Here is a 17,644-nt window from a genome sequence, read left to right as displayed (position 1 = left end):
CGTTAGTTAAGAAATTTTATTGTAATTTTTCTTTTTTATCAGTTGGTTAGAGAAAAATGTTTTTTGCAAAAATGTAAGAATGAATAAACGAAAGGATATAAATATCATCATATCAATGATGTTATTTTAAGCACTTGAGTAAAGCAAAACGAAAATATTTATAAAAGACTATTTCTATCTTTACGGTGCTTTATATTTCTGCTAAAATCCTGCCCGTTTTTTTGTAAATAGTTTGCAGTTCACAGAAGCAAAAAACAGCAGTCAGCTGGCAAGATGTCATTGCTTTCCTAAAGCAAACAACCGAATTTATTGCAAATTTAGTAAATAGATATTTAATCGTAAAGAAAGGAAGAACCTAATATGAACCATATTTTTAGAGTGATTTTTGATAAAACAAGAAACGAGTTTGTTGCAGTTTCTGAGTTGACAAAAAGTCATGGTAAAGAGAAAGCAGAACAGCTCGGACAAGCAGGTGAAGTCAGTGCTAAAGGAAAAGGATTTTTATTTAGCGCAATTTCAGCAGCCGTCCTCTTTACATTAGGTTTATTAGGTTCACCTAATCTTGCGTTTGCTGATAACGTAGCAACCAGATACGGTACAATCGCACCTTGGAATAATGCAAGTAAATCAGGTGCTAACTCAGTCTCATTAAATATAGAAGAGGGTAAAAATGACGATATATTAGCGGGAACTGGCGATGGCTCCGTTTCGATTGGTTATGCCTCATTAGCCGATGGTAATAATAGTGTGGCGATTGGTAAAGCTGCTACAACAACGTGGCAAGATGGTCAAACTGTTGTGGGATCGAATTCTAAAGGTAAAGGTCAACAAGCAACGGTTGTTGGGGAACGTTCTGCAGCCTCATCACAATCTACTGCATTAGGTTCAAACGTTTTTGCGCAAGGGGAAAGTTCGATTGCAATCGGTAGTGATGACTTGATCGGTTCATCGGATTATAACACTTCAGCTTATGCGGATAAGTTACCTACAGCAACTATAAGTCAGCTCTATTCCAAATTATGGACTGATAATTTTTATTATAAGAATAAAGGTGAATTTGATACCTTTTATAATCAAACGGTAAATGGCAAAGATTATCGCGTTTTCTCGCCAACCTATGCTGCAAAACGTGGGGCGATTGCGATTGGTTCGCGTACTGTTGCGGGCGGTGAAGTATCAACCGCATTAGGTTCACTCTCTTTTGCATTAGCCGATAAATCCACCGCCGTGGGGATTCGTGCGTTTGTTGCTGACGATGCAATAGGCGGTACGGCGATGGGGGAACAATCGCGGGTATTTGCGGCGCAATCTGTTGCGATTGGTAACTTAACTGAATCGACCAGCCAAGGCTCAATGGCATATGGATATAAAGCAAGAGCGGTAGGTGCGCGCTCCATCGCGATCGGTTCGGAAGTCGCTGCCAATGCGGCGTTTAATACAAATAAAACAAGAGTTTTAGTGGGTAAATATGCTGCATTAGCACTGGAAACAAACGATGCTAATTATGCAACAAAATTAGCTGAATTAAATGCAGAATATGATAGTGTTTTACAAAATGGATTACCTTTAAATGAAACAGGTAATGCTTATTTAACGATAGGTTCAACAGATATCAAGAAAACGCAACAACAAATTAGTGATGATCAAGTTGAAAATAATGCGATTGCAATCGGTTCTCGAACCTTTGCGGTTAAACACAACTCCTTAGCGATCGGTTATTCTGCATTAGCTGATGCGAAAAACTCTTTTGCAATAGGTTCTTATTCCTATGTTAACTCTGCAGCGAATAATACGATCGTATTAGGGGTCTCTGCGTATGGAAACGGCTCAGATTCCTTTATTTCAGGAACACGAGCCTATACTAACTCACACAATACCGTTGCAATCGGGACAAAATCAAGAATACTAGGTGATGCTGGTTTTTCCGTTGCGATGGGGACAAATTCATTTATCGGAGAGGGTTCTAGAGGATCTGTAGCGATTGGGAATAACTCAGCGATTAATAACAATAGTAGCTTATCCGTGGTAATAGGGGCGGGCGCTAAAATAGAATCAGCGGCAACAATAGAAAGTGCTCTCGCATTAGGGCAAGGCGCAAGAGTTATTGCAAAAAGTGCTAACTTAACCGATGTTACAAATGTAGCTAATGCGGGAAATGTCCATGCTGATTATCGTGGTAATAGAGCGATGGCGATTGGTCAAGGCGCTACGGCTTGGTTAAATAACTCAATAGCGTTAGGGGTTGGCTCCAGAACAGACTATACCGCAGCAGAACTCCTTAAAGAACCTTGGAAAGCAAAAGGAGCGATTGCGATTCTGACTTCTGTCAATACTGGGGTGGTGTCTGTTGGAGGCAAAGGACAAGAGCGCCGTATTGTTAACGTGGCATCAGGTTATCGCGATACCGATGCAGTAAACGTGGCACAGTTAAAAACCATCGAAGAACGTTTTAATGCACAAATTGCGGATATCAGTAGCGAAGGTGGCGTGCAATATTTATCGATTAATGAAAACGCTACCTCGGAAGCAGGGAAATTAGCCAGCAGCTTAGTGTTATTTGATAATTATGAGCGCTATGTAAAATTAAAAGAACAACTCTTATATATCAAAGCACGGCAGAAATTTGGGAAAGAAAATTTTGATAGACAGGCATTGCAAGACCTAGAGAATAAAATTAATGCCTTAAATACAGACGCAGGCGGTAATAAATATTTAAATACGGCAGACCAGTTAAAAGCACAAGAAGCGGAAATTAATCGTACTGCCGCATCTGGTGGCGCAGAAATGAGTGAAGCCGATCAAACAAACTTAGATAGCTTCTTGGCAGCGATTGAAAGAGCTAGTACAGCCGATAATACCGATGCGAAGAAAGGTCGTTTAGGTACAGTACCAAGTAAAACTGATACCAACTATGAAAATGACGGCGCAAAAGGCGACGACTCGATTGCTTTTGGTTGGAAAGCTGCCACGCTTGAGACAACAGGGACTGCAAATAATCAACTAGGTGGAAAACGTGCGATTGCGATTGGTTTTGAAGCAAAAGCAAATTATGTGAATACGATTGCGTTAGGTACGCAGACCTCAGCATCGAGCTGGAACAGTATTGCGATTGGGGCGTATTCTGTTGCAGATGGCAAGGAACAAGGAAATGCAATCGTACTCGGGGTGAACAGCATTGCCAACAACAGCAAAGCGATCGTAATTGGTTCAGATAATAACCAGCCACCAGCTAATGGATCTTTTACTGCAGGTTCACTATCTATTATTCTCGGGAATAGCAATAAAGTTTCAGGAAATAACTCAGGCGCATTCGGGAATGGGAATACCATTTCTTCAGCTAATACTTTTGTAATAGGAAATGGTGTTGATGTTAACAAAGACGGAGCCGTAATATTAGGAAATGGAAGTGGTGTTGTAACTAATGAGAGATCTCAAGCTACAGGTACTGCATATTCTTCAGTTATAGTAGATGGAACTACATTTGGAAACTTTAGTGGTGCAAATCCTCCAAGTATAGTAAGTATAGGAAGTAATGATACTGCTCGCCGTTTACAAGGGGTTGCGTCAGGCTTAATTAGCGAAAACTCCACTGATGCCATCAACGGTTCACAACTCTATTCTGTTATTAAAAATGGCGCTTACACGTTAGCCGCAGAAACAGGGGCAGACTCAACAACAAGCGGTAAAGCACCATTAGGCTCAACCGTTACCTATAAATCGGATAGTTGGGGAAGAGCCAATACTGATGGACGATATGAAAATATCAACCTGCAAACCTATTATAAGAAAAATGGTAACAATACCGAAATTCTATTTGGGATTAAACAAAATCCATTATTTGGTTCATTGGCATTAGGCACAACCACAATGACAGCGGGTACAAGAGACCCTAATACCAATAACAACATCACGTTAACGCCAGATGCTAATGCAACAACGCTAACCTTTGCGAAGAGCAATTCAACAAATAGTACGATTAAGTTAACAGGATTAACTGACGCGGCACTTAATAGTACCTCTACCGATGCGGTTACAGGGAAACAATTAAATGCCCTCCAAAAAAATACCATTACATTAACAGGTAACACTGGGACAACAAATGGTAAAACGATTGATAGTAACCCATCTTTTGCAATCAAAGGCTCAGGCGCTATTAAAACAGTTGCAGCTACTGATAGTTCGCTAACTATCTCTATAGATAATGATACGTTAGATGATACATTTGCGAAAAATGACTTATCTACTATAAATAACTCAGGTAAAAATGCCATCACTGCATTAATCACAGCAGCGGGTAATGATTACCTCACCGTAACCACTACTGGCGGTACAAATGGTCAAGCGAAAAACTTCACCATTACGCCAAAAGTGGCAACAACAATCGCTAATGAGGCAACAGCAACACAATCAGGAAATCTCAATAAACTCGCTTCAGCGCAAGCGGTACGTGATGCGATTGTTGGTGCAAAACCAACGGTTACCATCGCCAACACAGATACATCAGGCATTTTAAGTCTATCTGGTACAAAATCTAACGATCTCACTGGGAATACATTTAGTTTAAGTATCAATAAAGATAAATTAATAGAATCATTAAAAACTTCTGTAGATCCTAGTGGTAATGATGGATTTACTTTAATAGATGGAACTAATGTCCCTACAAAAACGAGTAATCTAACTGCATACAATAAATGGAGAGAAGCACTCGGCATTGGCGACGGGGTGAATTGGTATAACGTTAATACTCAGAAACCAGCCGAAGATCAATTATCGGGATCAAACTACGATAAAGCCAATTCAGGTGCGACAGGGGCGAACAGTGTCGCTGCGGGTCCTTATGCAAACGCAAAAGGTGAAAGCTCTATTGCTATGGGGTATCAAGTAGTAGCAAATGATAAAAATACTATTGCTATAGGTTCACAAATTACTGCAATAGCAGCAAGTTCATCTAAAGGGAATGAAATATTAATAGGAAATAAAGCAGGTGGTACAGGAACAGATGCTAAAATAGGATATAGTGCAATAGCTATAGGTGCAAATACAATAGCTTCAGGATCAGGAGCGACTACTGTAGGTATTTCTGCAAAAGCAACAGGGACATATGCAACTGCACTAGGTGCACGTTCAACAGCGAAAAGTGCTGAAACTATTGCTATTGGTGGCGGTGTAGCAGGTGATAATGACACTAATGGTACAGAGGCTATTGCTATTGGTAAAGGAGCAACAGCAAGTGGTAACCAATCATTAGTTGTTGGTTCTGGTACAGTTAGTGCAACTAGTTCAGGTGCATTTGGTACAAGAAATACAGTTTCTGCTCCAAGAGCAACAGCTGTTGGTAAAGGTAATACCATAGAAGGTACTGCACAAGATACAGTAGTATTAGGTAATGATATTACAGCATCTAAACCTTCAAGTGTGTATTTAGGTCGTGCTTCAGCATTTGTTGGAACAACAGCATCTAAAGGTGATACTACAGGTTATACTAGCCAAACCGTTGGTAGCTTAAACTTTGCAAATTTTGCTGGTGGTACTAGTTTATTTGGCATAGTAACGATTGGTAGCGACGATAGCACCCGTCGCCTACAAGGTGTTGCACCGGGGTTAATTTCTGCAACCTCAACTGATGCGATTAATGGTTCGCAATTATTTGCAACCAATACGGTATTAAATACCCTCGCAGGCTCAATCCAAACTGCGTTAGGTACAGCAGCAACGTTAAATACTGATGGCAGCTATACCATTACTGATCTTGGTGGTACAGGGAAAACGAATGTACATGAAGCGATTGCTGCGGTGAAAGCCGATGCGGCAAAACATTCCGAAGTTCAAGGTACTGCTGATCAAATTAATGTAACATCATCAGACGCTACTGATGGGCACAAAATTTATACTGTGGCGTTAGATAGCAAAATAGTTGATAAGTTGGATAAAGCTAGTACTGGTAGTTTAAGATTTAAGGGCGATAATAATGATGTTATTAGAAGAGCAGTTAATTCAGAAACACCAGTAACAATCTACGGTACATCTACAACAGAAAATGCTCAAGATGGCTTTACTAAAAACAATATCAAAGTCTTTGGTGGTAAGAATGGTTTATTTATCCAATTAGCGAAAAATATTACAGATTTAGAGAACATCACCTCAACAGGTATCACGACTAACACCTTAAAACTTGGTACGGCTACTAATGCGCCAACTCTTACTGCTGACAACGGTAATATCAAAGTGAGCGATGGGGCGAAAATTACCAACCTAACCAATGGTACCGCTGACAGCGATGCCGCAACTTTTGCGCAAGTTAAAAACAAAGCCGATAAAACTTATGTTGATGACGAGTTAGCGAAAAAAGCTGATGCGACTGCGTTAACTGGTAAAGCGGACACTGGTTTAAGTAATCTTACTGACGCAGGCAAAGGTGTGGTTAGAGATTTAGCCAAAGAGTCAGTTAAAGTGATTGCTGGAACAAATACCACTGTAACAGAGGGTACAGAGAATGACGGCAAGACCAAAACCTATGCAGTCAATATCTCTAACGACACCATTAAAACCGCTGCGGGAACAACAAATCTAGCGACTGATTATGCAAAAGCAGATGCAAGTAATATAACTGGCGATAATGCGACTAAATGGAAAACAGCATTAGGCGTATCTAACCTAGATTTAAGCTATAAATCATCAACTGAGACTGGAAATAGCAAAAAAACAACTCTAAGTACAGGGTTAGTCTTTACACCTACAGATAATTTAAGCATCACAACAGGAGACAATGGTGTTGTTAATTTTGATTTAGCGCAGACTGTAAAAGATAAGTTAGGCTTAATTAATACCACAGATGGCGTAGCTAAGGGCAACCAAACCATTAAATTAGATGGAAATACTAATAGCACAGAAACCCAAGAGTTAAGCAAATCGGGTGGATTATCATTTGGTATTAAAGGTGATGGCACAGATATTACAACCACTGGTGCTAATAGCGATATTACTATCACTTTAAATAAAGATACTACTGTTACTGCAAATGGAACTAAAGCAGTTACTTCAGGCGCCGTACATACTGCGATTGAAGCTGCGAAAAGTGAAATTGGTAATAAAATCTTAACCTTTACCACTGAAAATAATGGAACTGTATCTAAGAAACTAGGCGAAAGTTTAGCGATTGAGGGGCAATCTAATTACTTAACGACGAAAGTTGATAATGGAAAAATTAAGATTGAATTGACAGAGACAGCTAAAAATAAATTAGATAATGTCAATGGTTCAACGGCGAGTGCAGATAAGAAAATCACTATTAGTGGAGACAGTGGCACAACCACAGATCAAACGTTAGGTCAAACTGAAGATATAGTATTTGGTGTTAAACAAGGGGACGCTTCTATAGAAACATCTGTAAATGGAAAAGATGTTAAAGTGAAAGTAGCAGATGGTGGAATTGATTCAACTAAATTAGCAAGCAATGCAGTAACAACTGAAAAAATACAAGACGGTGCGGTAACAGGCGCTAAAATTGCAGATGGTACTATCACTGTTTCTGATTTAGCAGATAATGCAGTAGAAACTGGCAAAATTAAAGATGGTGCTGTTACTGAAACGAAATTAGCTGAGGATTTAAAAACGAAGATCAACAATGCTAATGGATTAACAGATAATACTATTCAATTAGGATCTGATAGTGGTAATACAGATACAAAAACATTATCAACCGAGGCAATTAAATTCGATATTAAAGGCGATGATGGTTTAACCACTGCTGCAACTGGAACAACAGTTACGGTTAAATTAGATGAAGCGACTAAGAAGAAAATCGACGGCTTATCTGAGGACAGTAAATTAAGCTATGCCGCTAATTCAGATGCAGCTAAGAAAACATCATTAACAGATGGATTAAAATTCACTAATGGCACCAATACTAAAGCAGTAGTAGAAGATGGTGGCGTAGTGAAATTTAACCTTAGCGACACCTTAGCAGGCATCACCTCTATTGCGGGTGCTGACAATAAAGCTAAATTAACGTTTGGTGATAATTTAGAATTAAATAGTAAGAAAATTACAGGTGTTGCTAATGGTACAGAGAATAACGATGCTGTTAACTTCTCTCAATTATCTGCATTAGCCAATAAATTAGGCGTAACAGACAATAGTACCTATACACCAGTAAATTCAGGTGGAACAGGAACTGGAACTGGAACAAACACCACCACGCCTACAACGGTAAAAGATGCAATAGATCAATTAACTACCGCAGTGAATAAAGGCTTAATCTTCTCGGCGGATAGTGGTACAGCAACCACACGCCAATTAGGGGAAACCTTAAATATTGCAGGGGCAGCAGGTACAGATAACAGCAAGTATATTAATACCAAAGTCGAAGAGGGCAAAATCACCATTGACCTTAGCGACACGGTAAAAAGTAAATTAGCGAATATTAGTGCTGAAGAGGGCGCAACTGCTGCGAAAGCTTCGCAAAAAATTAAGCTAACCGCTGGTGATAACAAATCAACCACTGCGCAAACATTAGGTCAAGAGAATGATATTGATTTTGGCGTAGTGAATGATGGTAATACTATCGTAACCACTGCTGACGGCAATAAAATTAAGATCAAAGTCGCTGATGGTGGTATTGGTGAAGATCAATTAGCTGACAATGCGGTTACGACTGCAAAAATCAATGATGGCGCAGTAACGGAAGCTAAATTAGGCGAAGACTTAAAAGCTAAGATCAACAACGCTAGCACAACTGCTGCATCACTCGCTGCTAACACCATTAAATTAACTGGTGATAATAATTCTTTAACTGATACACAAAGATTAGATAAAGAGAATGGGTTATCTTTTGCGATTACTGGTGCTAATGGCGATATTACTACGAATGCCTCTGGTGCAGGCGTAACTTTAACGCTAAATAAAGCAACTGGCATTACCGAAAATGAAACAAAAGTCGCTTCTGCAGGAACGGTGTTTAGTGCGATTAAAAACGCTAAAACAAAAGTAACGGCAAAAGCGAGCGAAGAGAATAAAACCAACCTGATTACTGTAGAGACAACTACGGGCGAGGGGATTGCAGCTGATAATGTTACGGTTTCCTTAACCAAAGAAACCCTAGTTACAAACTTAAATGATACTTTTGCTAAGAGAGATGGTTCTAACTTAGCAGATACTGATGTAGCGAAATTTAAAGAAAAATTAGGTTTAAATAATGTATCTAATAGTAACACTATTAAATATACAGCTAATGGAGCGACAGATAAAAAATCAGTAACCTTTGAAAATGGCTTTAATTTCTCTGATGGAACTAATACTACAGCTACAGTAGATGATGCTGGAGTAGTTAAATTTAACTTAAAAGATCAGTTAACAGGCATTAGCAGTATCAGCAAAGGTACAGGTGATAATGCGGTAACCATTACCTTAACCGAGAAAAACGGCACAACACCAGCGAGCGTTGGTTTTGGTGGGGCGAAGTTAACAGGTGTAGCTAAAGGTACATCAGACACTGATGCAGTTAATTATTCACAATTATCTGCATTAGCTAATAGCTTAGGTGCGACGACTGGAAATGACGGAACTATAACAGGACCTACATTTACTACACCAATTAAGGGTTCTACTGATGATAATACAACTGCATCTAACCCGACATCAGCGAAAGACGCAATAGATGATTTAATTGCAGCGGTAAATAAAGGTATTAAATTTGGTGCGGATTTAGAAGATCCTACAACCAAATATCTCGGCGATACCTTAACCGTTAAATCTGGCAATATTACCGATAATGGTAAAACTTATGTGTCAACTAACTTAAAAACAAAAGTTGACAATAACAATATCATTGTTGGATTTAGTGAAAACCCAGAGTTTAAAGACCTTACATTAAAAGATGGTACAAGTGGTGTTAAATTAACACCATCTGACGGTAAATTAACGTTAAGTAAAGCGCCAGCTGCTACTGGTGATAATGCTGATAATAAAGTGGTATTAGAGGGCTTAAAAGACGGCACCACCGCAGATTCCGCAGTAACCAAAGGCACCATTGATAAATTAAAAGAAACAATCGGTCTGCCAAAAGATGGAACAAACGGTATAAACGGCGTAGATGGTCGCGATGGTACTAATGGCGAAGTTACTAACCATTACGGCATACCGAAGAATGGTACTGATGGCGCAACAGGTCCAGCAGGTAGAGATGGCTTAAACGGCACAACTTTTGCGAATAAGGTTCAAGGGCTACGTGATGGCGTGGCGGGAACTGTGGTTTACACCGATGAAAGCGGCAACAGAGTATTAGCAGAAAACGGCAAATACTACACAACTGCAACCGTTGATGGTAAGAAAAAAGCCAACGATGGGCTATGGTATGACGCTGATAAAGTCAATGCAGATGGAACATTAAACGATACAAACGCAATAGGAAGCACGTTAGCGACATTAGCTGGAGCTGATGCAACTAAAGTGTTAACGAATGATAAAGTGATTTTATCTACCGTAAATCCTGATGGACGCACAAATGAGCCAGTACGTTTAGCCAACTTAGCAAGTGTATTAGGCGCACCAACAGAGACGACAGATAATGGCACTGTAACGGTAACTAAAACAGCTGATGCGCAGGCGAAAATTGAGAAATTAATTGCGGGGCAAAATCAAGATGGCGCTAACTTAAACTTATCAAGAGCGGTAACTGCGCAAGACTTACAAACCCTTGCGATCGCTGGAATTAAGTTTAATGCGGATAGCGGAGGCGAAAGAACATTAGCATTAGGCAAAACAGTTACCTTTAAAGGTCATTCAACTGGTAGCGCAGATACAAATAATCTGAAGAAATATATCGAAACCTCAACCGAAGATGGCGTGGTGAATATCAAGCTTTCTGATGAAGTGAAAACGAAATTAGATGGTATTTCAGGCGATGGTAAATTAGTTTACAAAGCGAATAGCCAAACGGATACGCCAGCTAAGAAAGTCTCATTATCTGATGGTTTAGACTTCACCAATGGCACCAATACCACCGCAGCGGTTGAAGAGAATGGCGTTGTTAAATTCAGTTTAAACGACACCTTAACAGGCATTGACAGTATTTCAAGCAAAGCAACTAATGGACAAACTGCCGCGAAAATTAGTTTAACTCCATCTAATGGAACAGCGGATTCTACACCAACCGTTTCCGTAAATGATGCGAAATTAACTGGATTGGCTAACGGTTCGATTGCGAAAGGCTCGAAAGATGCGGTAACGGGTGATCAACTTAATGCCTTAGTGGAAAAAGTGGGCACAGGCGCAATCAATGGCGTAGATGGTCGTGATGGCGCTAATGGCACGACGGCTAAGGATTACGGCATACCGAATAACGGTACTAATGGCTTAGCGGGTCCAGCAGGCAAAGATGGCTTAAACGGCACCACAATGGCGAATAAAGTTCAAGGGTTACGTGATGGCGTGGCGGGAACTGTGGTTTACACCGATGAAGACGGCAACAGAGTATTAGCAGAAAATGGCAAATACTACACAACCGCAACCGTTGATGGTAAGAAAAAAGCCAACGATGGCTTATGGTATGACGCAACGCAAGTTAATGAAGATGGAACGGTGCAAAATGGCGCAACTGGAAAAACGTTAGCGCAATTAGCGAATAACGATACAACTAAAGTGTTAGCGAATGATAAAGTGATTTTATCAAGCGTTAACCCTGATGGCACAACGACTGCACCTGTAACCTTAGGCAACTTAGCGAGCTTGTTAGGTGGTGCTTCTGCTGCTACAACAGGAGACGACGCTAAAACGAAAGAACAAGTGGCGCAAGAGAAAATTGCGACATTATTAGGTAAAGATGCAACCACAGATGCAAATTACTTGAAACGCGTGGTAACTGGCGCAGATTTACAAACATTAGCGCTAGCTGGCTTAGACTTTGTTGGTAATGATGGAGCGATAGTTCATCGAAACTTAGGCACGAAGTTAGCGATTGTTGGTAAATTAAATGAAAATAGTAATGCGGGCGCTACGGTAACGGAAAGCGATTATTCTAGCGATAACTTAGCGACCTTTACTGACGCAGCCAATAACTTAGTCAGAATTGCGATGTTAAAAGCGCCTAAATTTGAAGAGGTTACCTTATCTAAAGACGGCAATGGCGTTAAGTTAACCCCAACAGAAGAGGGCTTAACCTTAAGTAAAGATCCTGCAGCGACAGATACTAATGCGGATAACAGAGTAGTATTAAAAGGCTTAAAAGATGGCGACACTCCAGATTCAGCAGTAACCAAAGCGGGGTTAGAGAAACTCAAAGACGAGTTAGGGGTTAACCCAGCGAATGGTATCGATGGACGACAAGGTACAGGTACAAATACCAGCACTACGATTGTACAACGTGGTGTACCTGGTAAAAAAGGCGACACTGGCGACACTGGTAACACGGGTGCAACTGGCGCAGTCGGACCTGCGGGGTTAGATGGTCAAAATGGCACCACGTTAGCAAACAAAGTACAAAGTTTGCGTGATGGTGTTGCGGGAGCGATGGTTTACACTGATGAAAGCGGTAACCGTCTATTAGCAGAAAATGGTACATACTATAAAACTGAGTTAGTTGGCGATAAAGTCAAAGCGAATGATGGGCTATGGTATGACGCAGCGGACGTGAACGAAGATGGTTCAGTAAAAGCAGGGAAAACAGGTCAAACTCTTGCACAGCTCGCAACTGGTAATAATGCTGATAAAGTCGTGAACAGTAAAGATGTGATTTTATCAAGCGTAAATCCAGATGGTTCAACCACGGCACCAGTTACGATTGCAAACTTAAAAGATAACTTAACCGTTACCCCAACAGATGCGGAAATTACCACAAAAGTGGAAGCAATCCGTGCAGAAAATAACGCAGAAAATAACGGTAAAACGGAAGAAGAGTTAAAAGCGTTAGCGAAACAACAACTGGTTGATGAAAAAGTACAAGCTGCGGTTGGTGGATTATTAACCAAAGATAGCGGTTTAGATCGTGCTGTAACCTTGAAAGATCTACAAACTGTTGCGAAAGCAGGCTTAACCTTTGTCGGCAACGATGAAGTGAAAGTACACCGTTCATTAAGCGAAACCCTAACCATCAAAGGCGAGGGGGTGGCTAAAGATGCGTCAACAGGCTTTGCGAGCGCAAGCGGAAATATTAATGTGAAAGGCAATGCTGATACATTAGAAATCCAGTTAGCGAAAGATTTAGGTAATATCACCTCAATCGGCAACGGCACAGGCGATCAAGCAGCGAAATTTACCTTTACCGCTGGCACCCCAGAAAGCACTGAAAATGGGGTAACAACACCAGAAACCGCACCAACCATTTCTGCTAACAATGCGAAGTTAACAGGGTTAGCCAAAGGTGATGTCGCAGCGGGATCAACTGATGCAGTAACTGGCGATCAATTAAATAGCCTTGTACAAGATATTGGTACTAGCGGAGCGAATGGTATTGACGGTAAAAACGGCAAAGATGGCAAAACGGTGGTAGGACAACGTGGTGTACCAGGGGCGAATGGCGAAAATGGCACAGCGTTAGTTGGACCAGCTGGCAAAGATGGACAAAATGGCACCACGTTAGCAAACAAAGTACAAAGCTTGCGTGATGGTATTGCTGGAACTATGGTTTACACCGATGAAAGCGGTAACCGTCTATTAGCGGAAAATGGTAAATACTATAAAACGGAGTTAGTTGGCGATAAAGTCAAAGCAAATGATGGGTTATGGTATAACGCAACGGACGTGAACGAAGATGGTTCACCAAAAGCAGGGAAAACAGGTCAAACCCTAGATGAGCTTGCGCATGCGAATAATAATGAGCATGCAGATAAAATTGTCGCAAATGACAAAGTGATTTTATCAACGGTAAATCCTGATGGGGCAACCACTACGCCTGTGAAAGTGGCAAATCTTGCGTCAGCGTTAGGCAACTTAACAGGCGCTGATGATGCTGCGAAGAGAACCGACGCAGAAACGAAAGTGAAAACGTTATTAGGCAAAACAGCACCAGCGGATAGCAATTACCTAAGCCGTGCTGCAACTGCCGCTGATTTACAAGTCTTGGCGAAAGCAGGGTTAAGCTTTACGGGGAATAATACAGATCAGTCTGTACACCGTGATTTAGGCACAACCTTAACCATTAAAGGGGACGGTACGCCAGCGGGCGATTTTGCTTCAGCGAAAAATAATATCAATGTCAAAGTTGATAACGATCAACTAATTATTGAGTTAGCGAAACGCTTAGAAAATCTTGAGCAAGCGACCTTTACTAAAGCGGCAACGGCGGCAAATGGTGATACACCAGCGCAACCAGCGGTTACGACAACGGTAAGTGGTGATGGCGTAAGAATTACACCGAAAAATGCAGAGGGTACGGCGGACGATACCGCTAAACAAGTTAGCCTAACTGATAAAGGTTTAGATAACGGCGGTAACCGAATCCAAAATGTTGGGGCGCCAGAAGAAAACACCGATGCGACAACGAAAAAATATGTTGATGACGCAACGGCGAAAGCCACCACAACAGTAACGGGCTCAGGCGCGGCAGTGGTAACTACTACGGTTGATGACACAACAAAAGCCACGACCTACAATGTACACGTGGATAAAACAACGGCGTATGTTGATGAGAATGGCAATGTATTAACTAAAGTAGGTGATACATACTATAACGCTGGAGATAAAGTTTATATTGCAGGCAAAGATGGCGAAGAGGGTAAATGGTATAACAAAGACGATGTTGTCGATGGTAAACCGAAAGAAAATGCAACTGCATTAGCAAATGGTGATATACCAACAGAGGCAACCCCTGCTGGTGCAACATTTGTTGATCAAAATGGAAATGCAAACCCTATTGTGGTCAATAATGTGAAAAGTGTGATTGATCCAAATAATGGCACTGCAACAACAGACGGCGGTACAACAGCTCCATTAACAGGCAAAGCCTTTACCGATGCGTTGAATACGGCAGCGGGTGAGAAACCAAATGCGGCAGTCAATGTTAGCGATCTGAAAGCGGTTAATGATATTGCTAATAAAGGTTGGGTAATTAAAACTGAAGCAGCAGGTGGTGCAGTAGAGAATACTGGCTATACTGATGGCGAAACCATTAATCCTGATAATAACACCTTAACCTTTGCGGCAGGCGAGCATATCAAGCTTACTCAAGAAGCAGGTAAGATCACCATTGCGACGGATAATACCAAAATCGTTAATGAGGTGATTGCTGAGGGTGGTTTACCGATTCGTTATGTTAATGAGGCTGGAGAAACTGTTTATCGCACAGGTGAAAAAGATGGCAAACCAGTCTTTAATACGAAACAAGATGGTTCAGGAACAAATGTTGAGCCAGAAGATGTGAAAACCGCATTAGCTTCACCAGCAGGTGAAAATGGCGCACCTGCAAACTTAACCAATGTGAAAAGTGGTTTAGGCTTGACAGGTAAAGCGAATAATACAGCGCCTACGGCAAATGCTAATACGCCAGATGATACCGTAGAAAAAGCAGCAGCAAGAGCATTAAATAACCCAGAGGCGATTAGTGCTGAGACAGCAAGAACAGTGATTGCTGGCACAGATCACGATGGAAAAGATGGCGAAGATGGTAAAAATGGTGGTTTATTGACCAAGTCAGGTGCAGCATTAAATAATGCTGCGACCGTTGGTGATTTACAAGCCGTTGCCCAAGCTGGCTTGAACTTTGCGGGTAACACTGGTGAAGTACATAGTCCATTAGGTACTAAAGTAACAATTCAAGGTGAGGGAACAGTTGCTGGTAACACAGCAGCGGATAATATTACTGTTGCAGCAGATAAAGACACCAACACCTTAACCGTGAAACTTGCCGAAGATTTACGCAATCTGAAGAGTGCGATTTTTGAAGCGGCTGATGGTAATGATGCAGACACTGATCCAGACTCTATCGTGCGCATTGATGGTAACGGATTGGCGTTTGTGGAAAAAGACGATGATGGTAACTATACCGAGATCACAACTGCACCAACGATTACCAAAGAGGGTATTGATGCGAAAGATACTGAGATCAAAGGTGTGAAGAGTGCGGTAGAGCTTAAAGATAAAGCAGATGGTTCAAAAGAAACTTATCTAGAAGCATTAAAAGAAACGGCAACAGCGGAAGTGGGTACGGATAGCCGAAACAAAGCAGATCGTGCTGTTAATGTAGCGGATCTAAACAGTGCTGTTGAGGGCTTAACGGATAAAGGCTTTGGCTTAACGTCAGATGGCACAACGGGAGATGCGCCGACAGTGAAACTTGGTGATACCGTGAAAGTTGAACACGGACGCAACACGAAAGTGTCAGCTGTGGAAAAAGATGAAAACAACAATATTATTTCTTATCATATTGATGTTGACGGTATCCCAATGGCATATGTCAATGCAGCAGGTGATGTGTTGGCAAATATTGGTGGTAAGTTCTATGTTGTTAACAAAGACGGAACCATTAATCTTACAAATAAAGTAATGAAAGATGGTCAAGAAGTTGAAGCCGATACTAAGATTGCTGGCGTGAAATTAGTCAACCCGCAAGGTGATCAATCTAAAGGTGGCGATGCACAAAAACTTGGCAACGTTGCAGATGGTGCGTTAACTGCGGGTAGCAATGAAGCCGTAAATGGTGGACAAATTGCCGATATTCTTGGGGCTGATGTTACTAAAGAAGAAGTCGAGGAAAATGGTCAGAAAGTTACGAAAACTAAAGTAACCAATAAAAATCCTAATATTACTAAGGGCATTGGTAATACAGGAGAAACTACTATCACTGAAGCGATTGCAGCGTCTAGAAGCACGGTTACTGTTCAAAAAGATGAGAAGAATCTTACTGTTACAGAAGAAAAAGCAGCCGATAAAAGTACCACCTATAAAGTGGGCTTAAGTAGAACACCTAACTTTGATAAAGTTGAGTTGGTTACAAATGCCGATGAAGATGGTAACACGCATAAAGTGGCGTTATCCGCTTCAAGAGATCAGCTCGGTAACGTGTTAAATGTAGGTACGCCTGAGGTGGTTGATCCTGCAACAGGACAAACAACTACACCAGCTAACCTCACCCGTATTGCTGGCGTGGCGAATGGTCAGTTAGATACAGACGCTGCGAATATGGGACAACTACGTGAAGTGGGTAGAACGTTAGAAACGAAGATTATCACGCTCGATAAGAAAGTGAATAAGATGAACAATGAACTACGTGCGGGGATTGCAGGTGCGATTGCAACAGCAAACTTACCACAAGCCGCCGTTGCAGGATCAGGTATGGTCTCTGTGGCAGCAGGTACTTACGGTGGACAAAATGCCGTAGCCGTTGGTTTATCGAAAGTCTCGGATAACGGTAAAGTGGTGTTGAAGTTCAGCAGCTCATCTGACAGCCAAGGCAAAGTTGGCGTCGGCGCAGGGGTTGGTTTCTACTTCAAATAATCCATACTGAGCAATTAATCATAAAGACCAAACAGGCAAGCTTGTTTGGTCTTTTTGTTATTTATTAGGTGATGCCGTTTAAATCTTATTGATAAGTCAATTAAGTGGTGCTTAACCTCAGAATGTTGTTAGTCTAATAAGCTAAGAATAAATTAATATGATGTTGATAAACGGAAGTGCTTTATTAAGTTCTGTGTTATAGAATATTTATAATCAATGC

Annotated in this window: 1 protein-coding gene; it reads left to right on the top strand. The window is 41.1% G+C overall.

All coding sequences use genetic code 11. The features are described 5' to 3' along the window. Positions 1-360: 360 nt before the first annotated feature. Positions 361-17,424: a YadA-like family protein gene (locus ACFFHK_RS02170; protein WP_382368622.1), complete on the top strand. Its 17,064-nt coding sequence runs from the start codon at positions 361-363 to the stop codon at positions 17,422-17,424. Positions 17,425-17,644: the final 220 nt, after the last annotated feature.

Source organism: Gallibacterium trehalosifermentans, from assembly GCF_042433055.1.
GTDB lineage: Bacteria > Pseudomonadota > Gammaproteobacteria > Enterobacterales > Pasteurellaceae > Gallibacterium > Gallibacterium trehalosifermentans.
Note: the sequence above shows the minus strand (reverse complement) of the source record. Positions and strands in the feature narration are given on the sequence as shown.